The 16,335-nt window shown below is 69.5% G+C and carries 18 protein-coding genes; 8 read left to right on the top strand and 10 right to left on the bottom strand.

The window, feature by feature from the left end:
• Nucleotides 1-159 precede the first annotated feature (159 nt).
• Nucleotides 160-534 (top strand): hypothetical protein, encoded by a 375-nt coding sequence (locus AC1RRF_RS15910; protein WP_492836280.1) that lies wholly within the window; start codon nucleotides 160-162, stop codon nucleotides 532-534.
• A gap of 3 nt (nucleotides 535-537) precedes the next feature.
• On the opposite strand, the gene AC1RRF_RS15915 is transcribed toward AC1RRF_RS15910, so the two are convergent.
• The 3 genes from AC1RRF_RS15915 to AC1RRF_RS15925 form a co-directional block, all read right to left on the bottom strand.
• Nucleotides 538-882 (bottom strand): VOC family protein, encoded by a 345-nt coding sequence (locus AC1RRF_RS15915; protein WP_492836282.1) that lies wholly within the window; start codon nucleotides 880-882, stop codon nucleotides 538-540.
• Between the two features lie 236 nt (nucleotides 883-1,118).
• Nucleotides 1,119-1,844 carry an ABC transporter permease gene (locus AC1RRF_RS15920; RefSeq protein WP_492836284.1) on the bottom strand — a complete coding sequence of 242 codons (726 nt, stop codon included), beginning with the start codon at nucleotides 1,842-1,844 and terminating at the stop codon, nucleotides 1,119-1,121.
• The gene (locus AC1RRF_RS15925) at nucleotides 1,844-2,782 is read right to left on the bottom strand and encodes an ABC transporter ATP-binding protein (RefSeq protein ID WP_492836286.1); all 939 of its coding nucleotides are present in this window, start codon (nucleotides 2,780-2,782) and stop codon (nucleotides 1,844-1,846) included. The genes AC1RRF_RS15920 and AC1RRF_RS15925 overlap by 1 nt, the downstream gene beginning before the upstream one ends.
• 104 nt (nucleotides 2,783-2,886) lie before the next feature.
• Here AC1RRF_RS15925 and AC1RRF_RS15930 point away from each other — a divergent pair, with 104 nt between their 5' ends.
• Nucleotides 2,887-3,384: a DUF2975 domain-containing protein gene (locus AC1RRF_RS15930; protein WP_492836288.1), complete on the top strand. Its 498-nt coding sequence runs from the start codon at nucleotides 2,887-2,889 to the stop codon at nucleotides 3,382-3,384.
• Nucleotides 3,384-3,623: a helix-turn-helix domain-containing protein gene (locus tag AC1RRF_RS15935; RefSeq protein WP_492836290.1), complete on the top strand. Its 240-nt coding sequence runs from the start codon at nucleotides 3,384-3,386 to the stop codon at nucleotides 3,621-3,623. The genes AC1RRF_RS15930 and AC1RRF_RS15935 overlap by 1 nt, the downstream gene beginning before the upstream one ends.
• 313 nt (nucleotides 3,624-3,936) lie before the next feature.
• Here the strand turns inward: AC1RRF_RS15935 and AC1RRF_RS15940 are convergent, their stop codons facing one another.
• The gene (locus AC1RRF_RS15940) at nucleotides 3,937-4,911 is read right to left on the bottom strand and encodes an alpha/beta hydrolase (RefSeq protein WP_492836292.1); all 975 of its coding nucleotides are present in this window, start codon (nucleotides 4,909-4,911) and stop codon (nucleotides 3,937-3,939) included.
• 110 nt (nucleotides 4,912-5,021) lie between these two features.
• Here AC1RRF_RS15940 and AC1RRF_RS15945 point away from each other — a divergent pair, with 110 nt between their 5' ends.
• Nucleotides 5,022-5,369 carry an ArsR/SmtB family transcription factor gene (locus tag AC1RRF_RS15945; protein ID WP_492836294.1) on the top strand — a complete coding sequence of 116 codons (348 nt, stop codon included), beginning with the start codon at nucleotides 5,022-5,024 and terminating at the stop codon, nucleotides 5,367-5,369.
• 13 nt (nucleotides 5,370-5,382) lie between these two features.
• Nucleotides 5,383-5,847 (top strand): SRPBCC domain-containing protein, encoded by a 465-nt coding sequence (locus AC1RRF_RS15950; RefSeq protein ID WP_492836296.1) that lies wholly within the window; start codon nucleotides 5,383-5,385, stop codon nucleotides 5,845-5,847.
• 160 nt (nucleotides 5,848-6,007) lie between these two features.
• On the opposite strand, the gene AC1RRF_RS15955 is transcribed toward AC1RRF_RS15950, so the two are convergent.
• From AC1RRF_RS15955 to AC1RRF_RS15975, 5 genes are all read right to left on the bottom strand, one after another.
• Entirely contained in the window at nucleotides 6,008-7,198 is a 1,191-nt protein-coding gene (locus tag AC1RRF_RS15955) for an acetyl-CoA C-acyltransferase (protein ID WP_492836298.1), read from the bottom strand.
• Nucleotides 7,199-7,272: 74 nt separating this feature from the next.
• Nucleotides 7,273-8,079 carry a CAF17-like 4Fe-4S cluster assembly/insertion protein YgfZ gene (ygfZ, locus tag AC1RRF_RS15960; protein ID WP_492836300.1) on the bottom strand — a complete coding sequence of 269 codons (807 nt, stop codon included), beginning with the start codon at nucleotides 8,077-8,079 and terminating at the stop codon, nucleotides 7,273-7,275.
• Between the two features lie 46 nt (nucleotides 8,080-8,125).
• A complete protein-coding gene (locus tag AC1RRF_RS15965; RefSeq protein WP_492836302.1) occupies nucleotides 8,126-9,664 on the bottom strand; it encodes a PepSY-associated TM helix domain-containing protein in 1,539 nt (512 codons plus the stop codon).
• Nucleotides 9,661-10,239 (bottom strand): hypothetical protein, encoded by a 579-nt coding sequence (locus AC1RRF_RS15970; protein ID WP_492836304.1) that lies wholly within the window; start codon nucleotides 10,237-10,239, stop codon nucleotides 9,661-9,663. Before AC1RRF_RS15970 ends, AC1RRF_RS15965 begins: the two co-directional genes overlap by 4 nt.
• Nucleotides 10,236-12,539, bottom strand: a complete 2,304-nt coding sequence (locus AC1RRF_RS15975; RefSeq protein ID WP_492836306.1) for a TonB-dependent receptor — start codon at nucleotides 12,537-12,539, stop codon at nucleotides 10,236-10,238. The genes AC1RRF_RS15970 and AC1RRF_RS15975 overlap by 4 nt, the downstream gene beginning before the upstream one ends.
• 149 nt (nucleotides 12,540-12,688) lie before the next feature.
• On the opposite strand from AC1RRF_RS15975, the gene AC1RRF_RS15980 reads away from it, so the two are divergent.
• Together AC1RRF_RS15980 and AC1RRF_RS15985 are read left to right on the top strand one after the other, a co-directional pair.
• Nucleotides 12,689-13,018 (top strand): hypothetical protein, encoded by a 330-nt coding sequence (locus tag AC1RRF_RS15980; RefSeq protein WP_492836308.1) that lies wholly within the window; start codon nucleotides 12,689-12,691, stop codon nucleotides 13,016-13,018.
• Between the two features lie 100 nt (nucleotides 13,019-13,118).
• The gene (locus AC1RRF_RS15985) at nucleotides 13,119-14,420 is read left to right on the top strand and encodes an acetamidase/formamidase family protein (RefSeq protein WP_492836310.1); all 1,302 of its coding nucleotides are present in this window, start codon (nucleotides 13,119-13,121) and stop codon (nucleotides 14,418-14,420) included.
• Between the two features lie 195 nt (nucleotides 14,421-14,615).
• Here AC1RRF_RS15985 and AC1RRF_RS15990 read toward each other — a convergent pair whose 3' ends face one another.
• A complete protein-coding gene (locus tag AC1RRF_RS15990; RefSeq protein ID WP_492836312.1) occupies nucleotides 14,616-15,164 on the bottom strand; it encodes a hypothetical protein in 549 nt (182 codons plus the stop codon).
• Nucleotides 15,165-15,338: 174 nt separating this feature from the next.
• On the opposite strand from AC1RRF_RS15990, the gene AC1RRF_RS15995 reads away from it, so the two are divergent.
• Complete coding sequence (locus AC1RRF_RS15995; RefSeq protein WP_492836314.1) at nucleotides 15,339-16,232, top strand: glycosyltransferase family 9 protein; 894 nt, start codon at nucleotides 15,339-15,341, stop codon at nucleotides 16,230-16,232.
• Nucleotides 16,233-16,335: the final 103 nt, after the last annotated feature.

Genomic DNA, 16,335 nt, shown 5'->3' on the forward strand with positions numbered 1-16,335 from the left:
GCGCCCGCACCGTCCACGACGACCCGGCCGCCGGCCGCGAGCGCTGCGCCCACGCCGCGTCCTGTGACGCCGACCCCGGTTCCGGCTCCGACCCCGACGCCCGTGCCTTCAGCCGTCCCGACGCCCGCGCCGGTCGCGCCGCCGCCTCCGCCGCCCAGTGTGTCCACGGTCACGGTGCTGGACGCCGCCGCCCGGGCGGCCCTGCCGTTCACGGTCGAGTTGCCCACGGGCTTCCAGATCGTCACCGGCCGCCCCGGTCCGGACTTCAAGATCTATACGATCCGCCGCGGCGAGCGTTCGTTCGCCATGGTCTATGCCGGTCCGGCCTCGCAGTTCCCGATCTACACCGGCGAGACGGTCGAGGCGGGCGGGCGCGCCAGCGTCGTCGTCACCGAGGACGGCCAGCGGCACGCCATGGAGCATCTGTTCCAGCGCCCGGACGCGCCGCGCGAGATCCACGTCTGGACCATGACCCTGGACGGCGCCGACCGGGCGCTGGCGGAACAGATCGCCCAGTCGGTCGACGTCCGTTAGCCGTCAGGTCTCTGACCAGACCGCCAGTTCGGTCCCCGCCGGGTCGCGGAAGTGGAACCGCCGTCCGCCGGGGAAGGCGAAGATCGGCTTGAGGATCGTCCCGCCCGCGGCCTCGACCCGGGCCTGCATGGCCTCGATGTCGTCGGCCCAGAGCACGGGCAGGGGCGTCGGGGTGTCGTCCGGAGCGGCGTGGGCGTTGAAGCCGCCGTCCAGCCCTTCGTTGAACGCCGCATACTCGGGTCCGTAGTCCACGAACGTCCAGCCGAAGGCCGCGCCGTAGAAGGCCTTCACCGTCGGCATGTCGCCGCCCGGCAGTTCGAAATAGTCCAGCTTGCCGTCTTCACGCATCGGGGTGTGTCCAGTGGAGGATGCTGCGATAGAACATATCAGGAACGATGGTTCAACCGCCGGGGTCGGGAGGTCGGGCCGGAACCCCTCAGCTTTTTCCACCGTCCCGCTTGCCAGCCGTTTGAATCCAAGCGAACCTGCAAATCGTTCGCAATCGCAGGAGTCGGCCGATGATCGTGCTGACCACAGGACAGGCCTCCATCACCCGCCTGATGCGCGCGGACGCCGCGCCGCGATCACAGCACCTCGCGCCGCGCCAGATGGATGGTCATCAGGACCAGGGCGACCAGTCCCAGGCCGCCGCCCAGGCTCAGGGCCGTGTTCACCCGCCAGGCTTCCGTGGCTAGCATGTTGACCGGCATCTGCCAGGGCAGGAAGACGCCCTGCTTGGCCGCCGTCGCCACCACGGCGAAGAAGGTGCCGCCGATCCCGACCACCAGTCCGGGCACGAAGCTGGCGTAGCGCAGGGCGATCCACAGCTGGATCGCGACCATCAGCAGGCCCGCGCCGAACATCATGGCCATGATGCGGGCGTACTGGGCCAGATCGAACGGTCCCGTGGCGGCGACGGCCGGCTTGATCGCGCCGGCCACGCTCACCGCCGCCCAGCTGAACGCCAGCACCGCCGCGCTCATCAGGGCCAGCAGGGCCAGCACGCAGATGGCCTTGGCCGCATACAGCCGCCAGCGGGGCAGGGGCAGGGCGCGCAGGTGATCCCAGCTGCGGGGCCCATGCTCCATGTGCGCCACCAGCGCGGTCAGGGCCGTTATGCTCATCGGCATCATGAAGAAGGCCCAGACGCCCGCGGCGCTGGTCATCCACATGTCCCAGGGCTGGGCCTTGGTGGCGCGCAGCAGCATGAAGAAGCCGAACACCGCGATCAGCGACGGCGCGGCGACGGCGAGGAGGGCGGCCAGCGAGCGGTTCAGCTTGCGGGCTTCGACGGACAGGACGGCGAGCATCAGACGGACTCCGGCTGGAGGTTGGAGGCAGGGGAGGAAACATCGCGGTAGATGCCTTCCAGCGACCGGGCGCGAGGCCCGATGGCGAAGACGGCCAGGTCGGCCTCGACCAGCGCGCGGTTCAGGGCGGCGGAGGCGGAGCGGGCGTCCTCGCCCGGCTTCAGGCGCGCCACCGCGCCGCCGTCGCCCAGGGTCAGGTCGAAGCCGCGGGCCTTGGCCAGCGCCGTGGCGCGGGGCAGGTCGTCGGTCTGGAACGCGATCTCGGGCGCCAGCTCGGCCTTCAGCCGCTCCAGCTCTCCCTCCAGCACCAGCCGGCCTTCGTTGAGGATGCCCACATGGGTCGCCGTCTGCTCGATCTCGCCCAGCAGGTGGCTGGACAGCAGGACCGTCGCTCCCGTCCGCTCGGGAAGCGCGCGCAGGAAGCGGCGCATGTCGGCGATGCCGTCCGGGTCCAGGCCGTTGGTCGGCTCGTCCAGGATCAGCACCGGCGGCGCGCCCAGCATGGCTCGGGCGAGGCCCAGCCTCTGGCGCATGCCCAACGAGAAGTCGCTGACCCGCTTGCCGGCATGCTCGCGCATCTCGACCACCTCCAGCACCCGGTCGATCTCGGTCCGGGGCAGGCCCAGCAGGGTCCGGGTCAGGTCCAGGTTCTCGCGGCCGGACAGGTTCACATAGAAGCCGTGCGCCTCCAGCAGCGCCCCGACGTGGCGCGCCGCGCCAATCCGGTCGCGGGTCACCTCGATCCCGCAGATCCGGGCCCCGCCCTGCGTCGGCTTCAGCAGGCCCAGCAGCATCTTCAGCGTCGTGGTCTTGCCCGCGCCGTTGCGGCCCAGGAAGCCGTAGACGGCCCGGTCGGGCACGGTCATCGACACGGCGTCGACCGCCGCATGGGGGCCGAAACGGCGGGTCAGGTCGCGGGTCTCGATGGCGGCCGTCATGGTCTGCGCTCTGGGTTCGTTTAAGTTAGACATAAAGTTGCAAACGGTCGGTCTTTAAGTCAAGATTAAAGATAAGAGAGCTTTTCCCGACCCGGAGACGACCCTTGAGCCGCGCCGACATCGACCGTTTCCGCCTGCGCTGCCGCCAGTTCCGCTGGTTGTCGATCTTCATGGTGTCCAGCGTCGGGGCCCTGATGGTGCTGGCCTATGTCGCTGCGCCGATCATCGCCTGGACGCGCGGGATGATGGGGTATCCGGATGTGTTGCAGGGCACGGTGCAGTACGGCCTTCCGGCCTTCTGCTACCTGTTCGGGGTCTGGTCCATCGGGACGGGCGTGGGCCAGATCGGCAAGGGGCGGCTGATCCAGCCGACGCTGGCCTCGACCCTGCGGCGCGTCGGCCTGGCGCTCGGCGTCGGCGGAGTGCTCAGCGTCTTTGTCGTGACCAACCTGATGCGGGTCATGCACATGGGGCAGGGCGGCTTCCTGAATTTCGACGTGGCGAGTATGACGCTGGGCATGATCGGCGGCGCCCTGTTCCTGCTGGGCCGGGTGATCGAACAGGCGGGCAAGGTCCAGGCCGAGCTGGACGAAATGATCTGATGCCCATTCGCGTGACCCTCGACCAGCTGATCGTCCGCAAGGGCCTGAAGGCCCGCGACCTCGCCCAGCAGGTCGGTCTCAGCGAGACCCAGCTGTCCCTGTTCCGCTCCGGCAAGGTGAAGGGCATCCGTTTCCGGACGCTGGCCAAGCTGTGCGCGGCGCTGGAGTGCCGGCCGGCGGACCTGCTGGACTACGACTTCGACGCGGGGGATCTGCTGGGGGACGAGGAGGAGGGCTGAGCGCCACTTGCGCTGCAAGAATTTACCTCCACATACCGTGTATTAGGACAAAGGTTGCGGTTGTGGTTTTGTATTCAAGATTTGACGCCCCGAAAGATGGCTCTGAAATAGTGGCCTGGGTTCTCGGGGATAGTGTGGTCGGCCTGTCTAACTTTGTTTCCGTTCGCTGGGAGCGCGGGAGCTGGCATCGGAAACTTCGAGGAGAATGGTCCTCGTTGAGAGAGCGCCACGAGATTTTCGATTTTTGGATTGGCTATACAGGGCCGGATTTTCGCTCTGCGTGTTGATGGCGTTAGGTGAGGTTGGGGTTCGCCTACCATCCAAACCTTTCCGCCCACCGCAGCACCAGCTCCGGCCACACCGTCGCCGGCTTGCCTTCGATCAGCCGAATGCCGAACCCGTGCCCGCCTTCCTCGAACAGGTGCGCTTCCGCCTTCACGCCCGCCGCCTTCAGCGCCGTCAGCAGCTGCAGGCTGTTCTCCACCGGCACGGCTTCGTCATCCATGGCATGCAGCAGGAAGACCGGCGGCCGACCGCGCCAGTCCATCCGCTCCAGCGAATAGCGCGCGATCGCGTCGGCCGACGGCGTCTCGCCCAGCATCTCCCGGCGCGATCCGGCGTGCACGAACGGCTCGGCCATCGTCGCCACCGGATAGAGCAGGATCGACAGGTCGGGCCGCATCGACACGGCGTCCGCATCATCGACCGGGGCATAGGTCTCATCCGTCCGCGCCGTCAGCATGCCGGCCAGGTGTCCGCCCGCCGAGGCGCCCAGCACCGCGACCCGCGCCGGGTCCAGCCCGTCCGCCGCCGCCCGGCTGCGCACCAGCCGCAGCGCCCGCTGCGCGTCCTGCAACGGCGCGTCAGGACCGGCCGCCCAGCCGTCGCCGGGCAGGCGGTAGCGCAGCACGAAACAGGTGATCCCCGCCGCGGCGAACACCCGCGCGCAGTCCAACCCCTCCTTGTCCACCACCGCCCATTTGTAGCCGCCGCCGGGGATGAGCAGCAGGCTCGCCCCGTTCGGCCGCGCCGGCCGCAATACCGTCAGGATCGGCTCGGTCGTGTAGCGGGCGAAGCGGTCGTGAAAGGCCGGATCGGTCGAGCGCTCGGTCACCACCGGCGTCACCGTCACCCGCTCCCCGCCGGGCGCCGCGCCGGGCCACAGGCGGATCGTCTCGGCCGGATCGGGCGGCGCGAGCGCCTGAGACACCGGTGTCAGAGTCAGGGCGGGAAGAGGCGCTGCGGCGGCTGCGGCAAGGCCCAGCGCGCCTCTGCGAGTGGTGATCATGTGGGCGGGTCTCCTGAGGCCACGCTAGGCCGTCGCCGCCCGCGCCGACAAGCGGCTTGACAGCGCCTCAGAATATAACCATAAAGTTATACAACAGAGAGGTTATGGATATGGCCGCCACCGCGCTGAAACTGGACGAGACCTTCGCCGCCCTGGCCGACCCGACCCGTCGCGCCATCCTGCGGCGGCTGGCGGCGGGCGAGGCTTCGGTCAGCGAGCTGGCCGCCCCCTTCGAGATGAGCCAGCCGGCCATCTCGAAACATCTCAAGGTGCTGGAACGGGCGGGGCTGATCTCGACCGGACAGGACGCCCAGCGCCGTCCCCGCAAGCTGGAACCGGAGGCTCTTGTGATCGCCAACGACTTCCTGATCGAACTGCGCACCCTGTTCGAGAGCCGCTACGCGGCGCTGGACGCGGTGCTCGAGGAACTCAAAACGACCGGCGCGACCGGCAACTGATGGAGAAGGCTCGATGACCCTGAAGATGATGACCCCCGGCGACCGCGAGATTCTGATCGAGCGCCGCTTCGCCGCCGCCCGCCCGCAGGTCTGGCGCGCGCTGACCGAGCCCGATCTGGTGCGCAAATGGCTGCTGGGCCCCGACGGCTGGACCATGCCGGTGTGCGAGATCGACCTGCGCGTCGGCGGCGAGATGCGCTTCGAATGGGCGCGCGGCGACGCCCGCATGGGCCTGACCAGCACGTTCAAGGAGATCGTGCCGGACGACCGCATGGTCGCCACCGAAAAGTTCGATGAGGACTGGACCGGCGGCGAGACCCTGGTCACCCAGTCCCTGCACGACGACGGCGACGGGACGATCTTGCGCACCCACATCGTCTACGCCTCTCAGGAGGCCCGCGACGGCGCGAAGATGTCGGGCATGACGGACGGCATGGAAGCCGGCTACGCGCGCCTGGATGGGATGTTCGCGGCTTAGAGTCCTTCTCCCCTCCGGGGGAGAAGGTGGGCGGCGGAGCCGCTCGGATGAGGGGGATGTGTCCGCCTCTCAAACGGAAAGAGGGGGAGCCGTCGCCGGCGTCCCCCTCATCCGTCATGCTTCGCATGCCACCTTCTCCCCCGGAGGGGAGAAGGGACTTTTAGACCAGTTCCACCGCCATCGCCACGGCTTCGCCGCCGCCGATGCACAGCGACGCCACGCCCTTGGTCCCGCCGCGCGCCTGAAGCGCCGCCAGCAGGGTGGCCAGCACCCGCGCGCCCGAGGCGCCGATGGGGTGGCCCAGGGCGGTCGCGCCGCCGTTCACATTGAGCTTGTCGTGCGAGATGCCCAGTTCGCGCATGGCGATCATCGGCACCACGGCGAAGGCTTCGTTGATCTCCCACAGGTCGACGTCCTCGACCGACCAGCCGGCCTTGGCCAGGGTCTTGCGGATCGCCGGGACCGGGGCGGTGGTGAACAGGGCGGGCTCCTGGGCGTGGGCCGAGTGGCCGACGATGCGGGCCAGCACCGGCATGCCCAGCGCCCGCGCCACGCTCTCGCGCGTCACGACCAGCGCCGCCGCGCCGTCCGAAATCGAGGCCGAGGAGGCGGCGGTGATGGTGCCGTCCTTGGCGAAGGCGGGCTTCAGGTTCGGAATCTTGGACGGATCGGCCTTGGCGGGCTGTTCGTCCTGGCTGACCGTCACCGGTCCCTTGCGCGACTGGACCTCGACCGGAACCACTTCACCGGCGAAGGCGCCGCCGGTCACCGCCGCATTGGCGCGGCTCAGGCTCTCGATGGCGTAGGCGTCCTGGTCCTCGCGGGTGAACTGGTAGTCGTTGGCCGTGTCCTGGGCGAAGGAACCCATCGGCTTGCCCGGCTGATAGGCGTCTTCCAGCCCATCCATCATCATCGAGTCGACGATGACGTCGTGGCCGATGCGGGCGCCGCCGCGGTGCTTGTTCATCAGGTAGGGGGCGCCGGTCATCGACTCCATGCCGCCCGCCACGATGATGTCGGCCGAACCGGCCTTGATCGAGTCCGCGGCCATCATCACGGCCTGCAGGCCCGAGCCGCACATCTTGTTCACCGTCGTCGCCTCGACGTGCTGGCCCAGGCCCGCGCCGATGGCGGCCTGACGGGCCGGGGCCTGGCCCAGGCCGGCGGGCAGGACGCAGCCCATGTAGATCTGCTCGACCTTCTCGGGCGCGACGCCCGCGCGCTCGACGGCGGCCTTGACCGCGACGGCGCCCAGCTCGGTGGCCTTGACCCCGGTCAGGGCGCCCTGGAAGCCGCCCATCGGCGTGCGGGCGAAGGAACAGATGACGACGGGATCGGACATCGAGAGCATCCTCTAAAAAAACCTACGGCGGCTAGATCGTCCCTTTTCAGGTCTGACGCAAGCCTTTGCGCTGCAGTGCACAATCACTGGGCCGCAGGCAATGGGTCCGGCAGCCAATCGGGGCGCCGCACCCGCACCGGACGGCCGTCGACGGTGAGGTCGCCCTCCAGCCGGTCCAGCCGAACCAGGGCCATGGCGACGCCGTCGCGCCCGCTCAGCACCTCGCCGGCGCGCAGCTCTCCGTTCAGCACCTCGGCCCCGAACGGCGGCGGCGGGCCGTCGAACTCCAGCGGCAGCATGCGGTTCCGGATCGCCCCCCGGCGCTTCATGCGCGAGGTCGTCTCCTGGCCGATGAAACAGCCCTTCTGGAAATCGATGCCGTTCAGCAGGTCAAAGTCCGCCTCGATCGGATAGGTCTTGTCGGACGGCGCATCCGCCGTGGGATCGGGCACGCCGACGGCCAGCCGATGCGCCTGCCAGTCGTCCTCGAAGGTATTGGTTTCAAGATCACCGCCGTAACGCCGGCCGCCCAGCGCCGGCTCGCGCGGATCGACCGCGAAGCCCTCGATGGTCCCGGCCCAACCCGCGAACACCGGCCGGTCGTCCGCCTCGACGGTCACGGCGGCGCGCAGCTTGTACATGGACAGCCGCTGGATCAGGGCGTCCCGCCGCTCGGCCGCCACGTCCAGCAGCACGCCGTCCGGCTCCCCGAAAATGAACAGGTCGAACAGCAGCCGCCCCGGCGGCGACAGCAGCGCCCCGAACCTCAGCTCGCCCTCGCTGATCGTCTCAACGTCCTGTGTCAGCAGATTGTGCAGGAAGGGCCGGGCGTCAGAGCCGCCGACGAGGATCAGGGCGCGGGAGGTCAGGCGGGCGATGCGCGTGGTCATGGGCGCTACATAGGGCGGCGGGCGCCGATCCGACAGTCGCGCGCTGTCAAACCGACGCCGGCTGCGCCGCCCCGTCCGTCCTGCTCCGCCGCAGGACCGAAGCCGTCAGGACCAGGGCGATCGCCGCCAGCGCGCCGTTCATCCACCAGGCGGCCGGATCGGCGTAGGCGGCGCCGTGCAGGGCGACATGGGCCAGGACCGTGGCGGCCAGCAGCCCCGCCGTCGTCAGCCGCATCACGCTGGACAGGCGGGCAGGCGTGGCCAGGGCGGCTGAGGCGAGGGCCAGCAGGGTCGCCAGGCCCCAGGCGGCCAGGGGCAGCGCCTCGCTGGAGGCGTTGAACGCCAGCGCCGCCAGGGCCGAAACCGCGAAGGCCATCGGCTGGCTCCACACCGTCGCGATCCAGATCCGCTCCCAGCGCGGGGCCGGACGGCCCTTGTCGCGGCGCCGGGCCAGCCAGATCGCCACCCCGCTGGCGGTCACCGCGGTCAGGGCCAGGCCCAGCAGGCCGTAGATCAGCTTGAGCACGATCCCGCCGTACCAGCCGAAATGCAGCGGTCCCAATGAGCCCAGGATCTTCTGGCCCAGATTGGTCTCCGTCGTCGGCTTGGAGCCGGCGAGCGGCTGGCCCTGGCCGTCGAAATAGAACGAATCCGCCGCCACCAGCCGGCCGGGCTGGGAGGCGTTGACCACCACGGCCTGGCCACGCTCGGTCGGATGCTCCAGGCCGATGAAGGTCGGGGTCGAGCCCGGCGACACCCGCTGGGTGGCTTCCAGGGCGGCGACCAGGTCCGGCAGGGCCGCGGCCGGGCGCGGGTCGTCCACGACAGGCGGCAGGAACAGGGCGTAGGCCTTGGCGATGTCCCCCTGGAACAGGGCCAGGGCCAGCACGCTGAGGATGATCGTCGTCAGCCCGAGCAGTGCGCCCGTCAGCGAGACGATGACGTGGAAGGGTAGGGCCCAGACCCCCATCCGATTGTGCAGGTCGGCTTCCTGCAGGCGTTTGGAGCCACCCCAGCGCAGGTGGAAGGCGTCCTTGAACACGCGCGGGTGGGCCAGCACGCCCGAGATCAGCGACGACAGCAGGGCCACGCCCGTCAGCCCCACCACGAACATCCCCCAGGTCTGGGGCAGGTGCAGGTGGATGTGCAACGACGTCATGAAGTCGGTCCACACCGGCTCGCGCGCGTCGATCAGGCCGCCCGAGGCGTCGGCGGTGAAGGTCCGGTGCTTGCCGTGCGCGTCGGTCATGACGCTCAACCGGGGCAGGTCCTCGCTCGGCGGGGTGATGTAGACGTGCTCGATCCCGTCGCCGGCGCGCTTGACCGCCTCGACCAGGGCGGCCTGGACGGCGGCGGGCTCGACCTGGGTCAGCACCGGAACATCGGCCTGCTCCCAGCGCTGGAACTCGCGCGCGAACACCGCCACCGAGCCCGAGAAGCAGACCAGATAGATCAGCGCCGCGAAGGCCAGGCCCAGGGCCGAGTGGCCGGCCAGGACCGAGCGGACGAAGCCGGCGGGAACCTTGGGCCAGATCGGCTTGCCGGCCTTGCGGGGCGCGGCCTTGGGGGAGGCGTCCGTGGTCATGAGAAGCCTTTCAGGACGGCGGCGGCGAAGCTGACCACCGTGACGGCGGTCAGGACGGCGGTCGCGCGCAGGATCTTGTCGTCCGCCAGGGTCCAGGCCATCGCCCCGCCCCACAGCACGGGGACCAGCAGGCCGCCGATCAGCAGCCGGGTCTGGGGCGCGCCCGGAACCCACACGGCGTAGCAGATGGCCACGCCCATGGCGGCGATCATGCCCAGCGGTCCGGCCAGGATGGCCCGCAGCCAGCCGCGCCAGGCCTTGGACGGCCGTTCGGACGGCTCCGGCGCCAGGCTCTTGTCCCCCCGCGCCCGCGCCTGGCGGATCTGGACCCCGCTCGCGATGAGCGCCAGCGCGCCCGTCGACACCGCCATGAAGGCGATGAACGGGCCGCGTCCCGGCCCCAGAAGCAGGCAGGCCGCGCCGATCAGGATCGCGACCACGATCCAGCCGGCGGCGATCCACCAGGGCCGCGTGATCGTCCGGTCGCCCCACGACCGGCGCAGCATCCACGCCGCGCCCGCCGCGCCGACCAGCAGCAGGCCCGATCCTCCGGCCGTGGCCGCCGCGAACGTCACCAGCGCGCCTGCAGGATCACGCCGACCACGCGCGGGTCGCCCAGCACGGCCTGACTGGTCGAGGCGCGCAGATAGCTCATGTATTCTTCGTCCAGGATGTTCTTGCCGTAGACGTAGACGCCCCAGGCGTCGGTCTCGTAGCCGACCTTGGCGTTGACCAGCACCCGGCTGGCGACCTGGCTGTCGCCCTGTTCGAAGCCGGTCTGGGTGAAGACCTTGGAGCGGTAGTTGGCGTTCAGGTTTGCGACGAAGCCGCCGCCCCACCGGTAGTTGCCGCCCAGCGCCGCCGTCCAGCGCGGGGCATAGGAAAACTCCGAGCCGCTCAGGTCGCTGGTCGTGCCCGAGATGCTGGTGACGAACTCATCGAACTTGGTCTTGGAATAGCCGACCGACCCGTACCAGTCGAAGGCTTGGCTGACGCGGTGGCTGGCCTCCAGCTCGGCGCCGTACAGGTGCGACTTGCCCGCGTTGACGGTGTTGTAGTCATAGGTGTTCAGGCCGAAATTCACCGACACCTGCTGGTCGGTCCAGTCGACGTAATAGGCGTTGGCGTTGACCGTCAGGGCGCCGTCCAGCCAGACCGAGCGCAGCGAGCCTTCGTAGTTCCAGGTGTACTCCGGATCATAGGCGAAGACCTGCGACCGCGCGGTGTTGGCGCTGGAGCCCCCCGACCGATAGCCGCGCTGGATCACGAAGGCGGTCGACAGGTCCGGCGTCCATTCGTAGCGCACGCCCAGCTTGGGCAGGAAGGCCTCGAAGGTCCGGTCGGCCGGCGGGGTCGAGGCGCTGGCCTGGCTCACCAGCCCGGCGACGCCGGCGTTGATCCCCGTAACGGCCATGTACAGGGGCGAGCCCGGGGCGCCGAAGGCCAGCGGGTTCGGATAGGTCCCGACGAAGACCGCGTTCTGCTGGACCTGAATCTGGTTCTCTTCGTGATCCCAGCGGAAGCCGCCGATCAGCGACAGCCGGTCGGTCAGGTCGAAGGCGCCGTCGCCGAAGAGCGCATAGGTCTGGACCTCGCTCGGCGCGGCCGAGGTGAAGTTCACCGGGATGACCGGCAGGGATTGGGCGTAGAGATTGGCGACGAAACTGGCGGTCGCGGCGTCCAGGCCGTTGGCTCGCAGCAGGGCCACGATGGTCGGAACCGGCGTCGTCACGTCGGTGCGGCTGACCGTGTCCGTCTGCTGGTCGCGGTTGTAGTAGAAGGCGCCCAGCAGGCCCCGCAGGCGATCGCCCGCATAGTTCAGGCGCAGTTCCTGGGTCAGGGTGTCGAAGCTGCTGGTGTTGTGGCCGTACGAGATGTTCGCCGCCCCGCCGTCGCCGTCGTACTGGGCGAAATTGTCGATGCTGCTCCACGAGGTGACGGCCGACAGGGTCAGGGCGTCGGACAGGGGATAAGACAACTCCAGCGTCGCCAGGTCGGCGTCCACGGTTGAGCTGTTCGGGGTGTTCGCCGTCGCCTTCCGGTTCTCGTAGAAGTCCGGCGAGCCGACGTCGGTGTAGTTGAACATATAGCTGCCGTCGCCCTCGAACCGGGTGTAGCCCAGCCGGGCCTCGAAGCCGGGCAGGGCGGTCGGCGTCCACAGCAGCTTGGCGCGGACGGTCAGGGTGTCGGTCGGGTCCTCGGGTGCGTTCCGGGTCGTGTTGCGGGTGAAGCCGTCGCTGTCGCGCTTCTCGGCCGAGACCCGGAACGCCAGCTGGTCGGCGATCAGCGGGCCGCCGCCTGCGAAGGCGAAGGCGCGATCCTCCGGGTCGGCGATCACCGCGCGGACGCGCGCATCCCAGTCGAAGGTCGGGTCGTTGGAGCGCATCACCACCGCGCCGCCCAGGGCGTTCAGCCCCTGCAGCGTCGATTGCGGGCCGCGGAAAATCTCGACCTGGCGCATGTCCCAGGCGTCCGTCGGGCCGCTGGACGTGATGGCCGAGGGCAGGGGCGCGCCGTCGACGTAGATAGTGGTCAAGGCCGCGTCGCCGCCGCCCGAGACGCCCTGGTTGTTGACGCCCCGGATGGTGAAGCCCTGGTGGCCGTAGGTTTCCGAGACGTTGGCGGTGCGCTGCAGCACCTCGCCCAGGATCTGGATGGTTTCCTGCTCAATCCGCCGGGCGGTGGTCACGCCGACGCTGGCGGGGGTTTCCTGCAGCGACCGATTGGTCTTCTCGCCCGTGACGATGACCTCGTCGAGCGTGGCCGCGCCGCCCGGATCCTGGACCGCCTCGATCTCCTGGGCCGCGGCGGCGCCGCTGACGAAAACCGTGAAAGCGGCTGCGGCGCAGGACGCCAGCAATCGGTTGCGAACCATCGAAAATCCCCGGGCTTGAAAGCTGGCGCGGCGTAGTGCGAACAATAATGCGAGTCAATCGCAAAACATGGAGCGCCCGGGCCTGATGCCCGATGGCCGGTACGGCGCTGCGTGCTAGGTTGGCCCCGTCACAGGGTTGGAGCCGGATGATGATCAGGGACCTTCTGCACCGCCTCGGCGGCCTCGTCGCCCTGGGGCTTGGAGTGGCCACCGCCTGGTGGGGCATCCTTTCACCGCTCGAGGCGGCTCGCGCCCAAGCGCCGGAGGTCCACTACGACATCAAGCTGTTCGTCCTGGCGCCGCTGCTGCTCATCTTCGGCCTGTTCTTCCTGCTGGTCGGCGACCGCGTGCCCTACCGCAACCCCGAGGAACGCAAGCTCACGGTGGTCGGCTGGATTCTGATGGCGGTCGTGACCGTGGCGGCGTTCGGCAGCTACTTCCTGCTCAAGCAGCAGTTCGCGGCGCTGGGCTATCAGTAGGGCCGGCTCGGCGGTCCCCATCCAACCTGTCCGAAGCTTCACTTGCCCGGCGCCGGCGGAGCGCTAGCGTCCGGCCCGTTGTCAGGCGGAGGATTGGGTGATGCGGCGATGGCTTCTGCCGATGGCGCTTCTGGCGCTCGCGACTCCCGCGACGGCGGAACCTCAAACCTGGTTGGTGTCAGTCGATCGCTGGGGCAACGCCGAGCATACCCTGCTGACCCTGGATGAGACAGGACGGACGCTGTCCGGGGCGTTCAACGGCTGGACCCTGACCGGCGAGCGACAGGGCGACTGGCTCAGCTTCGCCGCCGTCGACACCCATGGCGTGCCCTACCGGTTCGAGGGAACGGAAACCGGCGAGGCCATGACCGGCTGGGCCGACTATCCGGACACCAGCAACGCTGGGCCAAGGGCGCGGCACGCCTTCACCGCACGGCGGCTGGCGCTGCCGACCGGCGCGCCCGGACCCCGCCGTCTCGATCCCGTCAGCTATTCCAACACCTTCACCGCCGACCTGCCCCCGGCCCTGATCATCCAGCCGGGCGACGTCGTCTCGACCCGCACCATCGATTCCGGCGGCGTGGACGAGAATGGTCGGGTCGTCGCCCTGTACGGCAATCCCCAGACGGGCCCCTTCTTCGTCGCGGGCGCCATGCCCGGCGACGTCCTGGCCGTGCATATCCGCCGGCTGGCGCTGAACCGGGACTATGCGGACAGCCTCGACGGCGTGGCTGGACGAGCGATGTCGCTGGGGCTGGCGTCGCGGTCGGCCGGTCTGGGCCAGCGGGTGCGTTGGCGGCTGGACCGCGCGGCGGGCACGGCGCGGCTGGAGGATCCGCCCGAGCGGCTGAAGGACTATGTTGTCCCCGTGCGCCCGATGCTGGGCGGCGTCGGCGTGGCCCCGGACTTCGGCTTCGCGGCCCAGTCCGCGGGTGACACCGGCCGCTGGGGCGGCAATATGGATTTCAACCAGCTGGGCGAAGGAGCGACCGTCTACCTGCCGGTGTTCCAGCCGGGCGCCATGCTGTTCCTCGGTGACGGCCACGCGCTCCAGGGCGACGGCGAGACGACCCAATGGGCGCTGGAAACCTCGCTGGACGTGGAGTTCAGCGTCCAGATCCTGCCCGCCCGCCCCCTGGCCGCGCCGCGCATCGAGACCGCCGACAGGATCACGGTCCTCGGTCAGGCGTCCTCGCTCGACGAGGCGGTCCGCGCCGCGACCGGGGCCATGATCCAGTGGCTGGAGCAGGACTACGGCCTGACCGTCTCGGAGGCCTCGCTGATCCTCGGCACGGCGGCGGAATACCGGGTCGCGACCCTGGCCGGGCGCAACGCTGGCATGGCGCTCAGCCTGGATAAGGATATGCTGAGGATGCTGCCGCCGAAGGAAGAAACCAGATGATGCGGCTCAAACCACCCCCGACCCTTCGTGAAGGCTGGTCCTTCTATCTCATCGCTGTCGTGATGCTTTGCATGCTGCTGTTCCACGGCTGGAGCATAGAGCGGGATGCCCGGGCCGTGGAGGCGACGGAAGCCTCTGTACCGGTGGCCACGCTGGATCGACAGGGGCGGGTCGTCGCCTTGGACGGGAAGCCGGTCAACCCCCCACATCATATCGCGCGCTGATCCCGTCAGGCTGCCAGTCGTGTTCCTCCAGCTTGTCCAATGAGCGAATCACCCGGTTCACGAACGACGCCGGATCGCCCGCCTCCACCGCCGGCCTCAACCATTCCGTGACCACCGCGCGGGCGGGGAAGAAGCCCACTGGCCCCGGCACGCTCAACGCCACCTCGATCCCCTCGGCCAGCCAGCCGGCGACCACGACGAACATCTCTTCCGACGCCAGGAAGGCGCTCCGGCGCAGGATGTACAGGGTGATCACCCCCTCATCGATCCCGTCGGGGCGGACGATGATCCCGCTGCGGTCGGGCCGCCAGTCGTCGCCCAGTTCGATCACCCGCCACAGGCAGAACCAGATCCGGCAAGTCTGCGGCCGGATCGCATGCACGGCGCAGCCCGAACCGTCGACGCAATAGCCGCACAGCTCGCCCGTCGGCTTGGCCAGCTCGGGTAGGTCCAACGGAATGACCCGGCAGCATTCGACGCAGCCGCCGCATTCGCGGCCGGGAAGGAGGGGGAGGGTCATCGCGGAGCCACGCCAGAAAGCCGGGACCGGGTCAACCAAAGTCCGTCCGTCCACAGCTTGCTTGCGTCAGGGCGTCATGTCCCGCTGACGTGACGAGAATCTCTATACAACCGGCTCATGGCGGGCCGTTTCCCCATTCTCTACCTCGCCGAGGCCGGCGCAGAAGACGCAGTGATGTCCTCAGGCGTCCTCGCGTACCTGGTCGACGTCATGCCCCAGGCCAGCTTCACCATTGTCGGCTCCCCGCACAGCGCGCCCCTGTTCGCCGACACCCCGCGCCTCGACAAGCTGATCGTGCTGGAGAAGGAGGGCCGGCTCGAGTGGCTGAGCCTGTGGAACCAGGTGCGCGCGATCAAGTGGGGCCTGATCGTCGACATGCGCGGCACCACCTTCTCGGGCAAGCTCAGCCGCCAGAAGCGAGCCGTGCGGGGTAAGGACGAGGCGGGCGTGCACAAGGTAGAACTGGCCGCCCGCGTGCTGCAACTGGACGAGATCCCGGCCCCGAGACTGTTCGTCTCCGACGCCACGCGCGCCTCCGTCGACGCCCTCCTGCCGCAGGACGGCGCGCCCCTGCTGGTCATCGCGCCGGGCGCCGAATGGGTGGGCCGGGAATGGCCGTCGGAGCGCTACGCCGGCCTGGCCGCGACCCTGACCAACGACGGGCCGCTGGCGGGCGGCCGGGTGGTCGTGCTGGGCGACGAGAAGGACAAGGACGCGGGCCACACCATCCGCCTGGCCATGCCGCGCAACCGCACCAGCGAACTGCCCGGCCGGCTGTCGATGGTGCAGGCGCTGGCGGTGCTCGAACGGGCGGCCCTCTATCTGGGCGGCGACTCGGTCTGGACCCAGCTGGCGGTCGCCGCCGGCGCACCCCTGGTGGCGGCCTACGGCCCCTCCGACGAGACGGTGCGCGGTCCGTGGACCGGCGTGGTCGTGCGCGGCCCTCGCTCGGTGGAGGAGTTCCGCAAGATCGACCCGGGCCTCAACCAGGCCATCCTGCACATGAACGAGGTCCCCGCCGACCGCGTGCTCAAGGCCGCCAAGAAGGTGCTGGCCGAGCGGGCCTGACCCGTCCGGAACCGACGCATCCGCATGGCATGATGCTCACCTGATCCGAACGCATCGGACGCTTCGGACGGTGTTTTCGATCCGCACTGTTCGCACTCTTCGC

The sequence above is a fragment of the Brevundimonas sp. GW821-FHT12C05 genome (assembly GCF_058807475.1).

Excerpts from the sequence above, each read along its gene's own strand:
- AC1RRF_RS15975 (WP_492836306.1), bottom strand. The coding sequence starts at position 12,539 with ATGGTTCGCAACCGATTGCTGGCGTCCTGCGCCGCAGCCGCTTTCACG.
- AC1RRF_RS15945 (WP_492836294.1), top strand. The coding sequence starts at position 5,022 with ATGGCCGCCACCGCGCTGAAACTGGACGAGACCTTCGCCGCCCTGGCC.
- ygfZ (WP_492836300.1), bottom strand. The coding sequence starts at position 8,079 with ATGACCACGCGCATCGCCCGCCTGACCTCCCGCGCCCTGATCCTCGTC.
- AC1RRF_RS15940 (WP_492836292.1), bottom strand. The coding sequence starts at position 4,911 with ATGATCACCACTCGCAGAGGCGCGCTGGGCCTTGCCGCAGCCGCCGCA.
- AC1RRF_RS15935 (WP_492836290.1), top strand. The coding sequence starts at position 3,384 with ATGCCCATTCGCGTGACCCTCGACCAGCTGATCGTCCGCAAGGGCCTG.
- AC1RRF_RS15990 (WP_492836312.1), bottom strand. The coding sequence starts at position 15,164 with ATGACCCTCCCCCTCCTTCCCGGCCGCGAATGCGGCGGCTGCGTCGAA.
- AC1RRF_RS15920 (WP_492836284.1), bottom strand. The coding sequence starts at position 1,844 with ATGCTCGCCGTCCTGTCCGTCGAAGCCCGCAAGCTGAACCGCTCGCTG.
- AC1RRF_RS15995 (WP_492836314.1), top strand. The coding sequence starts at position 15,339 with ATGTCCTCAGGCGTCCTCGCGTACCTGGTCGACGTCATGCCCCAGGCC.
- AC1RRF_RS15965 (WP_492836302.1), bottom strand. The coding sequence starts at position 9,664 with ATGACCACGGACGCCTCCCCCAAGGCCGCGCCCCGCAAGGCCGGCAAG.
- AC1RRF_RS15915 (WP_492836282.1), bottom strand. The coding sequence starts at position 882 with ATGCGTGAAGACGGCAAGCTGGACTATTTCGAACTGCCGGGCGGCGAC.
- AC1RRF_RS15950 (WP_492836296.1), top strand. The coding sequence starts at position 5,383 with ATGACCCTGAAGATGATGACCCCCGGCGACCGCGAGATTCTGATCGAG.
- AC1RRF_RS15955 (WP_492836298.1), bottom strand. The coding sequence starts at position 7,198 with ATGCTCTCGATGTCCGATCCCGTCGTCATCTGTTCCTTCGCCCGCACG.
- AC1RRF_RS15985 (WP_492836310.1), top strand. The coding sequence starts at position 13,119 with ATGCGGCGATGGCTTCTGCCGATGGCGCTTCTGGCGCTCGCGACTCCC.
- AC1RRF_RS15925 (WP_492836286.1), bottom strand. The coding sequence starts at position 2,782 with ATGACGGCCGCCATCGAGACCCGCGACCTGACCCGCCGTTTCGGCCCC.
- AC1RRF_RS15980 (WP_492836308.1), top strand. The coding sequence starts at position 12,689 with ATGATCAGGGACCTTCTGCACCGCCTCGGCGGCCTCGTCGCCCTGGGG.